This window comes from Exiguobacterium sp. KKT215 (genome assembly GCF_055635335.1).
Map to the genome: position 1 here is coordinate 1,587,304 of NZ_CM145756.1, position 16,926 is coordinate 1,604,229.

Annotated in this window: 14 protein-coding genes; 4 read left to right on the forward strand and 10 right to left on the reverse strand. The window is 54.4% G+C overall.

Features of this window, described 5'->3' with window-relative positions; translation table 11 throughout:
• Position 1 precedes the first annotated feature (1 nt).
• Positions 2-1,321, forward strand: a complete 1,320-nt coding sequence (locus tag ACZ2GZ_RS08270; RefSeq protein ID WP_214713680.1) for a Na+/H+ antiporter family protein — start codon at positions 2-4, stop codon at positions 1,319-1,321.
• Positions 1,322-1,470: 149 nt separating this feature from the next.
• Here the strand turns inward: ACZ2GZ_RS08270 and ACZ2GZ_RS08275 are convergent, their stop codons facing one another.
• The 6 genes from ACZ2GZ_RS08275 to ACZ2GZ_RS08300 form a co-directional block, all read right to left on the reverse strand.
• Positions 1,471-2,922: a glutamate synthase subunit beta gene (locus ACZ2GZ_RS08275; protein WP_214713682.1), complete on the reverse strand. Its 1,452-nt coding sequence runs from the start codon at positions 2,920-2,922 to the stop codon at positions 1,471-1,473.
• Positions 2,919-7,358: a glutamate synthase large subunit gene (gltB, locus tag ACZ2GZ_RS08280; protein WP_214713684.1), complete on the reverse strand. Its 4,440-nt coding sequence runs from the start codon at positions 7,356-7,358 to the stop codon at positions 2,919-2,921. Before gltB ends, ACZ2GZ_RS08275 begins: the two co-directional genes overlap by 4 nt.
• Before the next feature lie 280 nt (positions 7,359-7,638).
• A complete protein-coding gene (locus ACZ2GZ_RS08285; protein ID WP_029595576.1) occupies positions 7,639-8,388 on the reverse strand; it encodes a TspO/MBR family protein in 750 nt (249 codons plus the stop codon).
• A gap of 217 nt (positions 8,389-8,605) precedes the next feature.
• Complete coding sequence (locus tag ACZ2GZ_RS08290) at positions 8,606-9,418, reverse strand: aldo/keto reductase (RefSeq protein WP_214713686.1); 813 nt, start codon at positions 9,416-9,418, stop codon at positions 8,606-8,608.
• 66 nt (positions 9,419-9,484) lie between these two features.
• The gene (locus tag ACZ2GZ_RS08295; protein ID WP_214713688.1) at positions 9,485-10,282 is read right to left on the reverse strand and encodes an ABC transporter permease subunit; all 798 of its coding nucleotides are present in this window, start codon (positions 10,280-10,282) and stop codon (positions 9,485-9,487) included.
• Positions 10,283-11,155, reverse strand: coding sequence for an ABC transporter ATP-binding protein (locus tag ACZ2GZ_RS08300; protein ID WP_214713689.1), 873 nt, complete (start codon positions 11,153-11,155; stop codon positions 10,283-10,285). It abuts the gene before it with no gap.
• Between the two features lie 122 nt (positions 11,156-11,277).
• Between ACZ2GZ_RS08300 and ACZ2GZ_RS08305 the strand changes: the two genes are divergently transcribed.
• Positions 11,278-11,841 (forward strand): TetR/AcrR family transcriptional regulator, encoded by a 564-nt coding sequence (locus tag ACZ2GZ_RS08305; protein ID WP_214713691.1) that lies wholly within the window; start codon positions 11,278-11,280, stop codon positions 11,839-11,841.
• A gap of 66 nt (positions 11,842-11,907) precedes the next feature.
• On the opposite strand, the gene ACZ2GZ_RS08310 is transcribed toward ACZ2GZ_RS08305, so the two are convergent.
• From ACZ2GZ_RS08310 to ACZ2GZ_RS08325, 4 genes are all read right to left on the reverse strand, one after another.
• Positions 11,908-13,026 (reverse strand): NAD(P)/FAD-dependent oxidoreductase, encoded by a 1,119-nt coding sequence (locus ACZ2GZ_RS08310; protein WP_214713693.1) that lies wholly within the window; start codon positions 13,024-13,026, stop codon positions 11,908-11,910.
• Positions 13,027-13,101: 75 nt separating this feature from the next.
• The gene (locus tag ACZ2GZ_RS08315; RefSeq protein ID WP_031200225.1) at positions 13,102-13,836 is read right to left on the reverse strand and encodes a Bax inhibitor-1/YccA family protein; all 735 of its coding nucleotides are present in this window, start codon (positions 13,834-13,836) and stop codon (positions 13,102-13,104) included.
• Between the two features lie 26 nt (positions 13,837-13,862).
• Entirely contained in the window at positions 13,863-14,387 is a 525-nt protein-coding gene (locus tag ACZ2GZ_RS08320) for a type 1 glutamine amidotransferase domain-containing protein (protein WP_058763525.1), read from the reverse strand.
• Between the two features lie 99 nt (positions 14,388-14,486).
• On the reverse strand, positions 14,487-15,407 hold the full coding sequence (locus ACZ2GZ_RS08325; protein ID WP_214713695.1) for an NAD(P)-dependent alcohol dehydrogenase: 921 nt from the start codon (positions 15,405-15,407) through the stop codon (positions 14,487-14,489).
• A 239-nt stretch (positions 15,408-15,646) separates the two neighbouring features.
• Here ACZ2GZ_RS08325 and ACZ2GZ_RS08330 point away from each other — a divergent pair, with 239 nt between their 5' ends.
• Both ACZ2GZ_RS08330 and ACZ2GZ_RS08335 read left to right on the forward strand, forming a co-directional pair.
• Entirely contained in the window at positions 15,647-16,441 is a 795-nt protein-coding gene (locus ACZ2GZ_RS08330; protein WP_029595584.1) for a thymidylate synthase, read from the forward strand.
• Entirely contained in the window at positions 16,438-16,917 is a 480-nt protein-coding gene (locus ACZ2GZ_RS08335; protein WP_214713697.1) for a dihydrofolate reductase, read from the forward strand. Before ACZ2GZ_RS08330 ends, ACZ2GZ_RS08335 begins: the two co-directional genes overlap by 4 nt.
• Positions 16,918-16,926 lie beyond the last annotated feature (9 nt).

Sequence of the window (16,926 nt, forward strand, 5' to 3'; positions counted from 1 at the left end):
GATGAATGCTGTCTTATTAGCTGTTATCGTATTATTCGCTCTTGCGATCAGTCGAGTTCACATCGTCTTATCGCTCATCCTTGCCGCCGTCGTCGGTGGTCTGGTCGGAGGTCTCGGGTTCAATGAGACGTTGACCGCCTTCAGTGACGGGCTCGGCGGAGGTGCGACAATCGCCCTTAGTTACGCGTTGCTCGGCGCATTTGCCGTCGGTCTATCAAAAACAGGGCTCCCAGACGTCCTGGCTGAAAAGTTAATCAGCATGTCAGGCCGCGACGTCACAGGCAAAAGTGTGACCCGGGTCAAGGCATTGTTGCTATCGTTCCTCTTATTACTAGCAATCAGCTCGCAGAACGCGCTACCGATTCACATCGCGTTCATCCCGATCGTCATCCCGCCGCTCCTCGTGCTGTTTAACGAGTTGAAGCTCGACCGCCGTCTCGTGGCGACGATTCTCACATTCGGTCTTGTCACCCCGTACATGTTACTCCCGGTCGGATTCGGCGGCATTTACTTGAATGAGATTTTGCTGCCGAACGTGGAAACTAACGGCATGACCGTCGGTGATGTCAACATCGTCAGCATCATGGCCATCCCGGCCCTCGGTATGCTCGTCGGTCTCATCACCGCCTTCTTCCACTATCGGAAGCCGCGTTCGTATGAGACGATTCAACTCGGACCAAGCGACTATGAGGTCCGGACGTTGAGCCCGCTCAAGATTTGGCTCACGGCCGTTGTCATCCTCGTCGTGCTCGTCGTACAGCTTCAAACCGAGTCGATGATTGCCTCGGCTGTCACAGGACTCATCTTGTTGACGTTACTTCGCCTCATCCCTTGGTCAGAGGCCGATGACATCTTCACGAGCGGCATGCGCATGATGGCCTTTATCGGCTTCGTCATGATTGCAGCAAGCGGTTTCGCCGCCGTCATCCGCGCGACCGGTGCCATCGAACCACTCGTCAGTGGTGCGAGCGGCATTATGGGTGACTCACAATTTATCGCCGCACTCGTCATGCTCCTCGTCGGACTAGTCATCACGCTCGGCATCGGTTCGAGTTTCTCGACGGTTCCAATCATCGCGGCCATCTTCGTCCCGCTTTGCATCCAGTACGGTTTCTCGGTCGAGGCGACGATCGCCATCATCGGGACGGCCGGTGCGCTCGGTGACGCCGGTAGCCCGGCGAGTGACTCGACACTCGGCCCGACGAGTGGCTTGAACGCCGACGGTCAACACGACCACTTGCGTGAGACGGTGTGGCCGACGTTCCTTCACTACAATATCCCGCTCATCATCTTCGGTTTGATTGCCGCCATGGTATTGTAATCACTTCCGATTTCGCCGCGCGTAAATCGTGCCGAGCAAGACGAGCACGAGTAAAAACCAAATCCCGGTATACATGAGGATTTCGATAATCATTGCTAACTCCTCCTAAATATCCATGTAAAAAAGGAGCGACATCGCGTCGCTCCTTTTTATGATGAAGTTTTTAGCTGTTGTTGACAAGTGTTCAAGTATCCGTCGACGGTATCCGCGACTTCGCGACCTTCCCGGATCGCCCAAACGATCAAACTTTGTCCCCGTCTCGCATCCCCTGCGACAAACACACCCTCGACGTTCGACGTATAGTCATGGTTCGCCTCGATGCCGACCTTCCGGAGTTCACGTTCCGGTCGTTCGAATCCGATGGCGACAAGCACGAGATCGGCTGGATATGTCTCGACCGAACCGTCGACGACGAAGAATGTCGCCTGTCCGTCCGGTTTGACGATTTTCTCCATCCGTTCCGTCTCAATCCCGACGACCTGATCCCCTTGTTTGATGACCCGGTTCGAACGAATCAAATACGTACGCGGGTCACGGTCGAAGTGTTCGATTGCTTCCGCATAGGCATAATCGGTCGACAACGTGTCCGGCTGGAGCGGCCATGGCCGTTCCGGCGCCCGGAACATGCCTTTCTCCGGGTGCTTCCCGAACTGTGTCACCGACTTGGCGCCTTGACGGATCGCCGTCGCCACACAGTCCGCGCCCGTGTCACCGCCACCGATGACGATGACGTCTTTCCCGTTCGCGTCGTATCGGGCGTCGAGCGATTTCCCGCCGAGCGTACGCGTCGACTCGGTCAAATAATCCATCGCCGGCTCAACGCCTGTGGCATCATCCCCATCGATGCCGAGCGTACGTTGCTTTTGAGCCCCCGTCGCGAGAATGACGGCATCGTACGTGTGACGGAGTGACTCAATCGTCACATCGGTCCCGACGTTGACGCCCGTCTTGAAGCGAATCCCCTCCGCCTCGAGTAAACGTACACGACGCCGGACGACATCTTTCTCGAGCTTCATGTTCGGGATGCCATAGAACAACAGGCCGCCCGCCTCATCCGCTTTCTCATAAATCGTGACCGCATGACCGAGCTGATTCAACTGATCGGCCGCCGCGAGCCCGGCCGGCCCGCTGCCGATGATGGCGACACGGCGTCCGGTCCGTTTCTCGACGTGACGAGGTTTGACCCAGCCTTCCTCGAACGCCCGGTCGATAATCGTCCGTTCGATCGATTTGATGGCGACCGGGTCCTCACTGATGCCGAGCGTACACGAGCCTTCACACGGCGCCGGACAGACACGACCCGTGAACTCCGGGAAGTTATTCGTCTCCATCAATCGCTCGTAGGCCCGATACCAATCTTGATCCGAGACAAGCTTGTTCCACTCCGGAATCAAGTTATGGATCGGACAACCGATCGTCTCTTGTCCGATCATGTCCCCGACGTGACAGAACGGGGTGCCGCAATCCATGCAGCGCTCGGCTTGTTTGACGATTGGTCCGTCTTCCATGCGGGAAGCGTATTCTTTATAATCATGAACCCGTTCGACGACAGAACGCTCCGGCAATGTCTGTCGTGGGATATCGATAAATTTATGTCTCATACTCCCCCTCCTTCAGTCACGACACGGAATAGTTCGAGGGCGCGGTCGGCGTCACTCAATTCCGGACGCGTCGCCTCGATGTGACGCATGACGTCAAGCACGTTCGCATAGTCACGCGGCACGATTTTGACGAAGCGTTTACGTTCTTGCTCGAACGCCTCGAGCACGGCTCTCGCTTTGACACTGTCCGTATGGAACTGGTGCATCTCGAGCAGTGCGTAAATCTGTTCGGCATCCTCGTCGGTCAATTCACGGTCGACCGAGACGAGCTCTTGGTTGACGAGCTGTTCGTACGCTTGGTCCCCGTACAGATAGGCGACCCCGCCCGACATCCCGGCCCCAAAGTTACGTCCGACATCCCCGAGTACGACGACCGTGCCGCCGGTCATATATTCACAGCCATGGTCGCCTACCCCTTCGGTCACGGCGACGGCACCCGAGTTACGGACGGCAAACCGTTCTCCGACGTGACCGTTGAAGAACGCCATCCCGGACGTCGCCCCGTAGAGACAGACGTTCCCAGCGATGACTTGTTCACTCTCTTCGAACGGGGCATGTTTCTCGGCGATGACGGCGAGCTTTCCGCCGCTCAAGCCTTTCCCGACATAGTCGTTGGCGTCGCCGATAACCGAGATGGTGATCCCGTTCGGCAAGAAGGCACCAAGGCTTTGTCCGGCCGAGCCGCTGAGTCGGAGTGAAATCGTGTCCTCGGCGAGTCCGACGTTGCCATGCACTTTCGTCACTTCATGACCGAGCATCGTTCCGACGGCGCGGTCCGTATTGCGGACACGTCCGACGAAGAACGTCGGTTGGAGCGATTTGATGGAACGCGAGACGGCTGGAATCAATTTGCGGTGATCATACGACTGATAGGCCGGATGGGCCAACTCCTCTTTCTCCGGCAAAGCCGTCGGAATCGACAACATCGGCGTCAAATCGAGCGTTTTCGCTTTCGGATGCGCTTGTTTCCAGGCACTCTCCTCCAATAAATCGGTCCGACCGATGACGTCACGAAGCGAGGTCGCTCCGAGCGAGGCTAAAATCTCCCTTACTTCCTCGGCGAGAAACGTCATCAAGTTGACGACATGTTCGGGTTTCCCCATGAACTTCGCACGCAACGCCGGATCTTGGGTCGCGACACCGACAGGACACGTATCGAGGTGACACGCCCGCATCATGATGCAACCGAGCACGACGAGCGGTGCCGTCGCGAATGCGTATTCCTCGGCACCGAAAATGGCGGCGAGGACGATATCGCGTCCGGTCATGAGTTTGCCGTCAGTCTCGAGCGTGACGCGGCCCCGAAGCCCGTTCAACGCGAGCGTCTGGTGCGTCTCGAGCAGACCGAGCTCCCACGGGAGTCCTGTATGCTTGATTGACGTCCGCGGCGACGCCCCGGTCCCACCGTCATAACCGCTGATGACGATCGTATCGGCGTTCGCCTTGGCGACACCGGCTGCAATCGTCCCGACGCCTGACTTCGAGACGAGTTTGACGCTGATTTTCGCGTTCGGATTGACATGCTTCAAGTCAAAGATGAGTTGCGCTAAATCTTCAATCGAATAGATGTCGTGGTGTGGTGGTGGCGAGATGAGACCGACACCTGGGACGGAGCCGCGCACTTCGGCGACCCATGGATATACTTTGTTCCCAGGCAATTGTCCGCCCTCACCCGGTTTCGCCCCTTGCGCCATCTTGATTTGAATCTCATCGGCGTGATACAAGTATTCGGCCGTCACGCCGAAACGTCCACTCGCGACTTGCTTGATGCGACTAACGCGTTCACTGCCGTCCTCGTCAGGGGTGAACCGCTTCCGGTCTTCCCCGCCTTCCCCTGAGTTACTCTTGCCGCCGATTCGGTTCATGGCGATGGCGAGTGTCTCATGGGCCTCTTTTGACAAAGATCCGAACGACATCGCTCCCGTCTTGAAGCGACTGACGATTGATGCGACCGACTCGACCTCGTCGAGTGGAATTGCATCCTGTTGTTTAAATGCGAACAATTGGCGCAAGAATTGACCTGATGACTCATGGAGCTTGACGTAGGCGTCATAATACCGGCGCTCGTTCTCGCGGCAGGCTCGTTGTAAGAGGTGAATCGTCTTCGGGTTGAAGGCGTGTTCTTCCCCATCGGCGCGCCACTGGAAGTCGGTCCCGGCCTCGAGTGGTCGCTCGCGCTTATAGGCGGATTCGTGCTGCCGGCGCGACTCGTCTTCAAGTTCGGTGAAACCGATACCAGACAACTGTGACGTCGTCCCGCGGAAATGGCGTTCAATCAAAGCGCGGTCGATACCGACCGCCTCGAAGATTTGTGCACCGCGGTAACTTTGTACGGTCGAGATGCCCATCTTCGACATGATTTTCACGATGCCGTCGACCGAGGCCGTCTGATAGCGGCGGACCGCCTCATCGAACGAGTACGAAAGTTGACCGGCCTCGACCGCCTCGGCGATTGTCGCATAGGCGAGATACGGATAGACGGCGTCGGCGCCGTAACCGATTAAGGCGGCCGCTTGATGGACCTCGCGAACTTCACCGCTCTCAGAGACGAGACTGCATGATGCCCGTAGGTCGACGCGAATCAAGTGCTGGTGGACGGCGCTCAATACGAGTAGCGCTGGCATCGCGAGCATATCTTCATTCATGTTTCGGTCCGACAAGACGATGACGTCGGCACCGTCGCGGATGAGCGCCTCGACTCGCCCGAACAACGCCTCTAACGAAGCCTCCAAATCGTGTGTATATGACGTATCGACCCGTTCGACGCGCAACGTCTCGTTCACTTTTTCGAGTGCGACCGCATCGAGGAACGGGTGCTTGAGCCAGACGCGACGGGCGTGACCACGGCCGGTATGGACCGGGTTCGCTTGTGGCCCGAGCCATGTGAATGTCGCCGTGACGATTTTCTCACGCAATGCATCGATCGGCGGGTTCGTGACTTGGGCGAAGTGCTGTTTGAAGTAATGGAACAAAGAGCGTGGCCGCTCAGACAACACCGCGACCGGTTGGTCATGTCCCATCGACCCGATTGGATCCTTTTTTTCGAGGATGAGCGGGACGAGATATTGTTCAATGTCCTCTTTCGTGTATCCGAACGCACGCTGCTTTCGATGCAGGTCGGCGACGAACGGCTCGTCGACCGGTCCATCGCTGAGTTCGGTCATCTGCTTCAACCATTTACCGTACGGCTCGGCCCGTGCGATCGTCTGTTTGATTTCCGCGTCCGGGATGAGTCGTTTCGACTCCAAGTCGATTAATAACAGCTGCCCAGGACGGAGTCGTTGCTTCGACTTCACGTTCTCGGCTTGTACCGGGATGACGCCGCTCTCTGACGACAAAATGAGCTCACCATCCAGTGTCTCGATATAGCGCATCGGTCGTAGTCCGTTTCGATCCAAGATGGCCCCGATTTGACGGCCGTCCGTGAAGACGACACCGGTCGGCCCATCCCAAGGCTCCATGATCGACGAATGATATTGATAGAAGTCTTTTTTGAACGGGTCTATTTTTACTTCCGCGAACGGCTCAGGGATGAGCATCATCGCCGTATGGGCGATGGACCGTCCGGTGCGTGTGAAGAACTCGAAGGCGTTGTCGAGCATCGACGAGTCGCTTCCCGTCTCTTGAAGGACCGGGAACAGCTGATTGACATCCTCGAACAAATCGGTCGAGGTCACGCCTTCACGAGCCCGCATCGCATCGATGTTTCCGCGGAGCGTATTGATTTCCCCGTTATGGACAATCATACGGTTCGGATGCGCCCGTTCCCATGACGGGAACGTGTTCGTCGAGAAGCGGGAATGGACGATGCCGAACGTGCTCTTAAAGGACGGCGCCTGCAAATCGAGATAGAAGCGCTCGATTTGTTCCGGCGTGAGCATCCCCTTATAGACGATCGTCTTTGTCGACAAGCTCGGCATGTACAGGTTCAACGCTTCGGTCTTTTCAATCGTCCGCCGGAGCTGATAGAGCGTCCGCTCGTTCGAGTCATAGTCCGCGAACGGGCACGAGACGAACCATTGATAGATGGTCGGCTGTGTCACGCGGGCATGTTCACCAATCGCATGTGGATTGACCGGGACTTCGCGCCAGGCGATGGTCGCAAAATCGAATTCGTCGGCGATTGCTTCCATCTGACGTTGCTTGTCCTGCAGTCTCGACTCATCCGGTTGGAAAAAGACCATTCCGACTGCATAGCGACCTGGCGTCGGCAAATTCATCGTCTCCAGGAACAGTTCGTGCGGCAGCTCGGTCATGATGCCCGCGCCGTCTCCCGCATCGATGACCCCTTGTCCGCCACGATGTTCTAGCTTGCAGAGCATCGACAGCGATTTACTAACGATGTCATGTTTTTTCTCTCCATTTAGGTTGACATATAGCCCAATGCCACATGCGTCTTTTTCGAATCGTGAATCGTACAAGCCTGTTCGCTTCATCGAATCAACCCCTCTCTCTCGATCTTGTTTCGTAAATTTTATTTTGTTCTAAATATTCTGATAAATCAAGTGGGTTGTATACTATTCTGCATAACACAAATCGTCAAAGTCATAATTGAAAGCGGATTCATTAGCTTTATCAAGCTATTTATGAAAACCACTTATAATCTATAAAGAATAATTATCCATCAAATATATTAGTATATAGGTTCACAAGAACTTAAATATTCACAAGAAAAAACGATAACCAAATTAGGCTACCGCTTCAACTTCAACCAACTTATTCGACCGTCTTGCGAGAATGGTGTAAAAATGCCCGTGGCTTCTTCCAAATGATCAAGCCTACATAACCGAGCGTGAGCAAAATCAAGGCGCTGACGAGGACGACGTAAAGCGTTGCTTCCTCGATTCGCGCGAAGATGGCAATGTACGCCCAGACGAAGACGAGCGGATAGATGAAGTCACGATGCCACCACATGAAGACGAGTGCTAGGACGACCCCGACCATGAGCATGAGCGACGTCCAAGCAAGCTCGTCGAGTCCGAGCACGGTTGTGACCCGCTCCCGATTCATGACGACGAACACGTTGACGATCGTCGCGACGGACACCCAGCCGATATATATCGAGAATGGGAACCGGTCGAGCCAGCTCGTCGACGTCCGGAAGGCGATGTAATAGAGCCAAGCGAGCGTCGCCAAGAACGCGACCATGACGACGAGCGAGGCGATGAACCACTCGTTCGTAAACGTGAGCAACCAAAGGCCGTTCAAGATACACGAGACGAGAAAGCCCGCTTTCATCCGATTCGCCTGCCGGTTCGCGACCGACCCTTTCTTCAATTGCAAGACGAGCCAGACGGCGAGCGCGACATAAATCACGCCCCAAATCGAGAACGCATAGCCGGCCGGTTTGAAGTAAATATCGATGCGGTCCGACACAGCAGCGTTTTCACCGCTCGCGAAGTAGTTGATGACGACCGTCGCCAAAAATGCCAGCCAGTTAATTAAAGGCCATTTTGATAAGTCCATAAGTAGGATCCTCCGAAGAAGACCTGACACCTCCTTTATTAGCATAGTTTTCTATACCCATGTGCCAACGCTCATACACATCCGGACTAGCTCTAGGAAGAATCGCTAATTACACAATAAAACGACCCCGGTCTCAACCGGAGTCGTTTCGAAGAAGCGGCAGTGTCACCGCATTCGAGATTGCCCACCTGAATTCATGGACAAAAGCATCAATTGTTTAAAAGTCAATCTCGTCCGGGTCTGGACCGAGACGGTCATGTGTCGCCACGGAATCGATTTTCGCCAAATCGTCTGCATCAAGCGCGAAGTCGAACACATCGAAGTTCTCTTGAATCCGGTGCGGTGTGACCGATTTCGGAAGCGCGACGTTCCCCGTGTCTAAATGCCAGCGAAGCACGACTTGGGCCGGTGTCTTCCCATGTTTCTCAGCGATCTCGGCAAAGGCCGGGATATCGAGAAACTTCCCTTGCATGAGCGGGCTCCATGCCTCGACTTGGATGCCCTCGTCTTGGCAATATTCGACGAGATCAGGTTGCGGGAGTTGCGGATGGAGCTCGATTTGGTTGATGAGCGGCGTCATGAGACCTTCCTGTTTCAACGTCTCGAGATGATGCTCTTTGAAGTTCGACACGCCGATCGCCTTGATTTTACCAGCCTCATAGAGGTCAATTAAATCTTTCCATGCCTCGACGAACCCGTCGACTGGCCAGTGGAGCAGACAAAGATCTAAATAGTCAGTCTCGAGTCGAGCGAGTGATTCATCAAACGCCTCTTTCGTCCGGCGTTGGCGAATGTCTTCGTTCCAAATCTTCGACGTCAAAAAGATATCTTCACGAGTGACGCCTGATTCTTGAATCCCTTTGGCGACACCCTCTTCATTCTTATAGACGGCTGCCGTATCGATATGGCGATATCCGACTTTGAGTGCCTCGGCGACGGCCTGTGGCGCCTCCGTCTCGTTGTCGACTTGCCATACCCCAAAGCCGATCATTGGAATTTTGATACCGTTGCGTAACGTTGCGAGTTGCATACAGTCATTCCCCTTTCCAATCTGTTCGAGCTGATTGTATCATACCCGTCATTCTATTTCGAAAAACTAAATCGTCAAATCTTTTCGCGTGAAGCGTCCATAAGATAGGAGCATGCCGACGACGAGAATCCCCGCCAACAAGAAGAAAGAACGAAGCGCGGAATCCCCTTGGATTTGTGCGTTGGCGTCAAACAACGAGAAAATCGACAGCGCATTCACCCAGTCGAGCTGGTCACTAAATCCCGAGAACACGTTCGCCATTAAGAAGAGGGCGAATATCCCCCCCGTGACCATGTAGGACCGCGAGCTGTCGTCGAATAGGCTCGCGAGCACATAAGCGAGCGTTCCGAGCACGAGCAGCATCAGACCCGCGTTCAACTGAAGTGTCCACAATAAGCCGAGGTCAATCTGTAAATCGAACAACACGTTGGCGAGCATCAGACTAAGCCCATTCAGTCCGACGAGCAGGGTTGACGCCAACAAGAGTACGACCAGACTGGCCGTCACATAGCCGGCTCGTGAGATCGGGGCGGCCAAATAGAGCATGACCTCGCCTGAGTCGACGGGTTTGGCCATGAGCCGTGAGGCGAATGTGAGCGCGAACAGGATTGCCAACACGTAAAAGATGAGCCCATAGTAATTGCCGGCCAATAAATTCATGACGTTGACCATCGCCATATTTGGATCGATTTTGAACACATCGAGCAGTTCAGGTGGCAACGAATCCAGTTTACCTTCAATCAGCCCCGTCTCTTGGATGGACGGGAACACCGCCGCCAAAAAGAAGAGATAGAGGCTGGTCCCGAGCGAGTAGCCAAGAATCCAGCTCCGGTTTTGTTTAAACAGTGCCGCGATGAGAACCATTTAGTTCGCCTCCCCGTAATATTGCATGAACAGATGTTCAAGCTCGTCGGTGCCGCTCGACAATGATTGGACCTCATGACGAGCGAGCCGGTGAATCAAGTCGTTCAACTCCTCGACCGTCGACAAGTTGACAGTGACGACCACTCCATCACGCATACCAATTTCTTCGCTCAAGCGCTGAGCTGTCGCCTCGTCCTTCAATTCGATTCGATACGTCTTCTGACTATGCCGTTTCAACTCGGTCATCTCCGCTTCGATAATCATCCGACCGTCGCGGATGAGCGCGGCCCGGTCGCACGTCTTCTCCATCTCGGGAAAGTGGTGCGAACTCATCAACACTGCCTTACCCGCCGCCTTCTCCGAGATTACCCAATCGACGAGTCGTTCCTGCATGAGCGGATCGAGCCCGCTCGTCGGCTCATCGAGAATATAAACGGGCACATCTTTCATGAAACATGTAACGATGGCGAGCTTTTGTTTCATCCCTTTCGACATCTTACGCACTTTGAGCGATGTGTCAAAAGCGAACACGTTAGGCAACGTCCGTTCGCGCTCAGCACTTGTCGCATGTAGCTTTCGGGTAAGCCGGATGACGTCCTCACCGGTCATATCCTGAGGGTAATTGATTTCGCCCGGTAAATAACCGACGAGCGCCTTCACCGTCTCACTCTCGTTCCAACAGTCGTGACCCATAACGGTGGCACTACCGGAATCGGCGTGGAGCAACCCCATCAAGTGACGAATCGTCGTTGATTTCCCTGCCCCGTTCGGCCCGATGAAACCGAAGACGGTACCAGGTTCAACGGTGAACGACACGTCGAAGATGCCGTGGGATGAATCGAACCGTTTCGTCAATCCTTTCAATTGAATCACTGATCTCACTCCTTAGTTTTGAAATATATAGTTTATATGATTACAAAACTAGTATATCACGTTATTTTTTGAAATGGAAATGGTATATTGGTTACAAAACTACAAAAGAAGCGAGGATGCCCATGGATGGATTCACAAAACGGACCGAGACGAAGCGACGCGCGATTTTAGACGCGGCCATTCGACTGATGGCCGTGAAACAGTCCCGTTTCACGGTGAGCGAGCTGGCCCGCGCAGCCTCGGTCTCACCGGTATCGATTTATAATTATTTTGGTTCGAAAGAACAAGTGATCATCGCCGTCTTGACCGAGATGACGGAAGAACAGATGGGATGGATCGAGTCACAAATCGCTGACCATGTCCCGTTCGATCAATTGCTGATTGAGATTTTGTCTCGTAAAATCGAGACGGCTGGGCTGTTCGACGAGACGATTACGACGATGATTCAAGCGGACGCATCGTGGCAACAGTTGGCCGGTCGAGGCTACGCCGCATTCCGGCAATTGATTGAATATGGAAAGACGAGCGGGGCCATCGACCCCGAGCTGTCGACCGATTCGTATATACGGTACGTCCAACTCGTGCAGCAGGCGATTTTATCCGACCCGAGCCTGTCGACGTCACCGATGACCGATTCGATGCAAGATTATTTCCGATTTTTCCTTCACGGCATCATCCGGAAATAACAAAAAAGTCGCCTTCCCCTTCTCATGTATATAGTAAGGGGGTAGGCGACTTTTTATATTTCATTGTTATTTATCGTTCGTTCGGAACACGGATTCCTCGATTGGATAGAGTGACAGGTCAAGCTCGCAGTCCCCGGTCATAACGAGGTCGGCGAGCACTTTCCCGATGAACGGACCGACCGTCAAACCGGACGAGCCGAGACCGTTCGCGACGAGCAACTGCTCCGCTCCAGGCACGCGTCCGAGAATCGGAATCGAGTTCGGGGTGACCGGGCGAAAGCCGACCCGCGTCTCAATCAGTTCGGCCTCAGCGAGTCCAGGGGCCGATTCCAGCCCTTTCGAGAGCACTTCATGAATTCCGATTGCCGTCGGCCGTGCGTCGAACGCCTTGTCACGCTCATGCGTCGAACCGATGACGATTCGCCCTTCTTCAAACCCGAGCAAATAGCGGCGCCGCGGCGGCATGACGACCGGCCAGTCGGACGCATCCGTATCCGGAAGCTGCACGTGCACGATTTGCGCTTTCTCCCCGGCGACACGGGCCGTATAGCCGATCGGCTCCATCAAATCGGGCAACCACGCCCCACAGGCGAGCACAATCTCATCCGCCTCAAAGCGGACACCGTCGCACTCGACATGATAGCCGTCCGCTTCGACGAGGACGGCCGAACCGTCGACCAAGGTCACGCCACGCTTCACGGCGACCCGTTCGAGGGCCGCTCGCAATTTCTCTCCATCCACACGAGCCCCGCCTTCGACAAGGAGGGCGTCATATTCGTCCGAGAGCGGTGGAAATAGCGCTCTCGCTTCTTCCGCTGTCATCCGGGTCAACTCCCCGATTTCTGGTGCTTCTTCCCGGCGTAGCGCCGTCCGTTCTTGCATCTCGTTCAATTTCTTGTCTTCATGCAAGGCGAGCGTCCCGACACGTTTGTAGCCGGTCTCCGTCTCGCCTTCTTGTTTCAAGTCCTCGACGACCGTCGCATAGTAGTGAGCGCCGCCTTTGGCGAGCGCGTACCATGCCTTATTGCGACGCTGGGCAATCCATGGGCAGACGATGCCTGCCGCGGCGTCGGTGGCACGGCCCTTCTCTTTCCGGTCGATGACGGTGACGTCGGCTTTCCCGGCTAAATGGTAAGCGGTCGAGATGCCGACGATTCCTGATCCAATTACAATCACTTTTTTCATAACAGCTGCGCCTTCATCGGTTCGACGTCGGCTTCACATCCTTTCATAAAAAATCACCGGCCCGAAGGCCGATGATCAGTCGCGCATGGCGAGGCGATACAGTAAATCAAGAATTTCAATATAGAGCCAGATGAGCGTCACAATCAAACCGAACGCTGCGACCCATTCGAGCTCTTTCGGAGCCCGGCTCTCGACTTGACGAGCAATATAGTCGAAATCGAGGACGAGCGCGAGTGAGGCGATGATGACGATCACAAACTGCACGCCGATGGCGAGCGGTGACGAGCCCGTCATGAACGGGAGTCCTGAACCGAAGAAACTCATCCCGATTTGGACGAGATAGAGCAACATGACCGTAAAGATCGCGGCTGTGACTCCGGCACGGAACTTTTGCGTCACTTTGACGAGACCCGTCGAGTAGACGAACCACATCGCGAACGCGACGATGAACGTCGTCAAGACGGCACGGCCGACGATGCCCGGGAGCATCGCTTCAAAGAAATAGGAAATCAATCCGACGAACACACCTTCAACGATGCCATACAATGGTGCGACAACGGGTGCTGTTCTCGGTTTGAACGTGATGACGAGCGCCAAAATCAAACCGAGAATGAGCGAACCAATCATGAGCGGGAACAGCAATGCTTCTCCGATCGTCGGTACGAGCATCCACGTCGTCCCGGCGGCTGCCGTGACGAGCAAGAGTAGTGTGAACACTTTCGACCACGTGCCGGCTTTCGTCATCGGCGTGGTGCTATAAGCTGTTGTCTCCATCGATTTACGGAGAACTGGATTCGATTTAAGTCTCAACTGTCGTTAACCCCTTTATTCTATTTTCAGTGTTTGGCCATGACTTTGATGAATTCCCGCATATAGTCAGGCAGGTCAGGTGGACGGCGGCTCGAGACGATATGGCCATCAACGACGACCGGCTCATCATGCCAAATCGCACCGGCGTTTTCCATATCATCTTTAATGCCCGGTGTGCTCGTGACGTTGACACCATCGAGAATTTTGGCTGAAATCAACACCCAGCCCGCGTGACAGATTTGACCGATCGGCCGCTTCTCGTCATGCATATAACGGACGAACCCTTTCACCGAATCAAATCGGCGCAACAAGTCTGGGGACCAGCCACCTGGGACGAGGATAGCGTCGTATGATGAGATGTCGACATCATCGAACGCGATGTCCGATTTTGCCGGGACGCCGTACTTGCCGATATAGGCGTGATCCGCCTTCTCGCCGGCCAGGATGACGTTTGCGCCTTCCTCGCGCAACCGATGGACCGGATACCATAATTCTAAATCTTCAAAGTCGTCGCTGACGATTTGCAGGACATTCTTACCTTCTAATTGCATCGAATCCCTCCCTTTATTTGTCTTTCACAAGTATACCCCATAAGCCACGTGGCGAAAACAGGGACTGTCCGCCAAGTGCGCATCTCGCTCTCGATTGAATCAATTTGTTTGTGTCACGGTCACGATCACATTTCCAGCCTTTCCTCCGGCATCAACGTATCGGTGCGCCGCGACGATGTCCTCGAGCGGATAAACCGAATCGATGACAGCCTTTAACCGGCCGGCTTCAAACAGCTCGTTCAAGAAAGCCAAATCCTCTTTCCGTTCACTGGCAGGTCCTTGCCCAGCGACAGAACTGAATTTCCCGTGTGCGGCGACATGTTTCCGGGCCATCCGCTTATCGATTTTACCAGCCGCATCGAACACAGCGTCGTATGTGGTCAGTTTCTCGTCGTAGCCGTCTATGGTGTAGTCAATCATCACGTCCGCGCCGAGATTTCTGACAAGTTCGAAGTTTCGCTCCCGACAGACTGCCGTTACGTGAGCCCCGTAATATTTCGCGATTTGAACGGCCATCGAACCGACTGCCCCGGACGCCCCGTAAATTAATACGGTCTTCGCTTGTTCGATGTTCGCTTTACGCAAAAAGTGAAGAGTCGTCGTCCCGCCGAACGGCAAGCTGGCTGCTTCGACAAAACTAGCGTTGTTCGGCATGCGCTCGACACATTTACTCGCTTTGACACACGCATATTCAGCATAGCCGCCGAACCGCATCCCGGTCAGTGCATAGACGCGGTCGCCGACCTTGAACTGCTCGACACGACTGCCCGTCTCGACGACCTCGCCTGCCAAGACGACACCGAGAATCGGTTGGCGCGGTGCCTTGAAACCGACGACGATTCGCATCGGCAGCTTGCCTAGAGCCGGTACATCGAGTGACCGCAACCGCCGGTCACCTGAATGGACGGCTGTCGTATGGACTTGAATCAATAACTCGTCCGATTTTGGCACAGGCTTGTCGACCTCTTGGAGTTGCAACACGTCCGGTGGTCCATATGCGGTACAAATCACTGCTTTCATCATGTTCCTCCTCACAAGACTGAACAAAACAATGAGCTGTCACGACAAAGGATTTTTGCACGGTTTAATCTACTATTGTCACATCTTCAACTTGTGAAACGTCAGCGTATAAAAAAATTGAAATACACTTATCTGTGACGTAGCTCTACTATATATTGTGTCATTTACTGATATTTTATATGAAATCTTACTATTTTTTGATAGGGTAAAGAAGAATGAACGAAGGAGGTATTTCTACTATGAAACAATACCATGATTTATGCACCCATATCCTCGAGCACGGTGTCGTCAAAGAGGACCGCACCGGGACCGGGACGACGAGCGTGTTCGGTTACCAGATGCGGTTCAATCTTCAGGACGGATTCCCCCTGGTCACGACGAAAAAACTACATACCCGCTCAATCATCCATGAACTGCTCTGGTTCATCACCGGCGATACGAACGTCAAGTATCTTCAAGATAACGGTGTCCGCATTTGGAACGAGTGGGCAGACGAAGACGGCAATCTCGGCCCTGTCTACGGGGCGCAGTGGCGCTCGTTCCCGAAACCAGACGGCACGAGTGTCGACCAACTCGCGCAAGTGATCGAGCAGATTAAGACGAACCCTGATTCGCGTCGCCTCATCGTCTCGGCATGGAATCCAGGGCAACTCGAGGACATGGCGCTCCCGCCGTGCCACCTGTTGTTCCAATTTTACGTCGCGGACGGCAAACTATCATGCCAGCTCTATCAACGTAGCGCTGACACGTTCCTCGGCGTACCATTCAACATCGCGTCATACGCCTTGCTCACGCACATGGTCGCCCATGTGACCGGCCTTGAGGTTGGCGACTTTGTCCATACGCTCGGCGACGCCCACATTTACCATAACCACCTCGAACAAGTGAACCTTCAATTGACACGTGAGCCACGCCCGCTCCCGACATTGAATATCTTGCGAGATGTGACGTCGATCGAGGACTTCCGTTTCGAGGACTTCGAAATCGTCGGCTATGACCCGCATCCTCATATCAAAGGAGCGGTCAGCGTATGATCGTCCACGTCGTCGCCATCGGAAGCAATCGAGAAATCGGGAAAGATAACGCCTTGTTGTGGCGCCTGCCCGATGACTTGAAGCAGTTCAAAGCCATCACGACGGGCCAAACGGTCGTCATGGGTCGTAAAACGTTCGAATCGATCGGTCGTCCGTTACCGAACCGCCGCAATATCGTCGTCACGTCAGAACGATCGTTTTCAGCTGAAGGTGTCGATGTCTGGCACGACCTCGAGTCGCTCAACACCGAGACGACAGACCTTTACATCATCGGCGGCGCGACGCTTTATGAGCAAACACTCTCGATGACGGACCGGTTCTATGTTACTGAGGTCGACGGCACGTTCGAGGCGGACACGTATTATCCACCGCTGCCGGACGGGCTCACCGTGACGGACGAACAGTTCCATCCGGTCGACGAGCGGCATGCCTATAGCTTCACTTTCCGTCAATATGACAAAAGGGACATCGACTGAGTCGACGTC

What these genes read in the sequence shown, in the direction of transcription:
- ACZ2GZ_RS08270 (WP_214713680.1), top strand. Translation starts at nt 2, where the DNA reads ATGAATGCTGTCTTATTAGCTGTTATCGTATTATTCGCTCTTGCGATC.
- ACZ2GZ_RS08275 (WP_214713682.1), bottom strand. Translation starts at nt 2,922, where the DNA reads ATGAGACATAAATTTATCGATATCCCACGACAGACATTGCCGGAGCGT.
- gltB (WP_214713684.1), bottom strand. Translation starts at nt 7,358, where the DNA reads ATGAAGCGAACAGGCTTGTACGATTCACGATTCGAAAAAGACGCATGT.
- ACZ2GZ_RS08285 (WP_029595576.1), bottom strand. Translation starts at nt 8,388, where the DNA reads ATGGACTTATCAAAATGGCCTTTAATTAACTGGCTGGCATTTTTGGCG.
- ACZ2GZ_RS08290 (WP_214713686.1), bottom strand. Translation starts at nt 9,418, where the DNA reads ATGCAACTCGCAACGTTACGCAACGGTATCAAAATTCCAATGATCGGC.
- ACZ2GZ_RS08295 (WP_214713688.1), bottom strand. Translation starts at nt 10,282, where the DNA reads ATGGTTCTCATCGCGGCACTGTTTAAACAAAACCGGAGCTGGATTCTT.
- ACZ2GZ_RS08305 (WP_214713691.1), top strand. Translation starts at nt 11,278, where the DNA reads ATGGATGGATTCACAAAACGGACCGAGACGAAGCGACGCGCGATTTTA.
- ACZ2GZ_RS08310 (WP_214713693.1), bottom strand. Translation starts at nt 13,026, where the DNA reads ATGAAAAAAGTGATTGTAATTGGATCAGGAATCGTCGGCATCTCGACC.
- ACZ2GZ_RS08320 (WP_058763525.1), bottom strand. Translation starts at nt 14,387, where the DNA reads ATGCAATTAGAAGGTAAGAATGTCCTGCAAATCGTCAGCGACGACTTT.
- ACZ2GZ_RS08325 (WP_214713695.1), bottom strand. Translation starts at nt 15,407, where the DNA reads ATGAAAGCAGTGATTTGTACCGCATATGGACCACCGGACGTGTTGCAA.
- ACZ2GZ_RS08330 (WP_029595584.1), top strand. Translation starts at nt 15,647, where the DNA reads ATGAAACAATACCATGATTTATGCACCCATATCCTCGAGCACGGTGTC.
- ACZ2GZ_RS08335 (WP_214713697.1), top strand. Translation starts at nt 16,438, where the DNA reads ATGATCGTCCACGTCGTCGCCATCGGAAGCAATCGAGAAATCGGGAAA.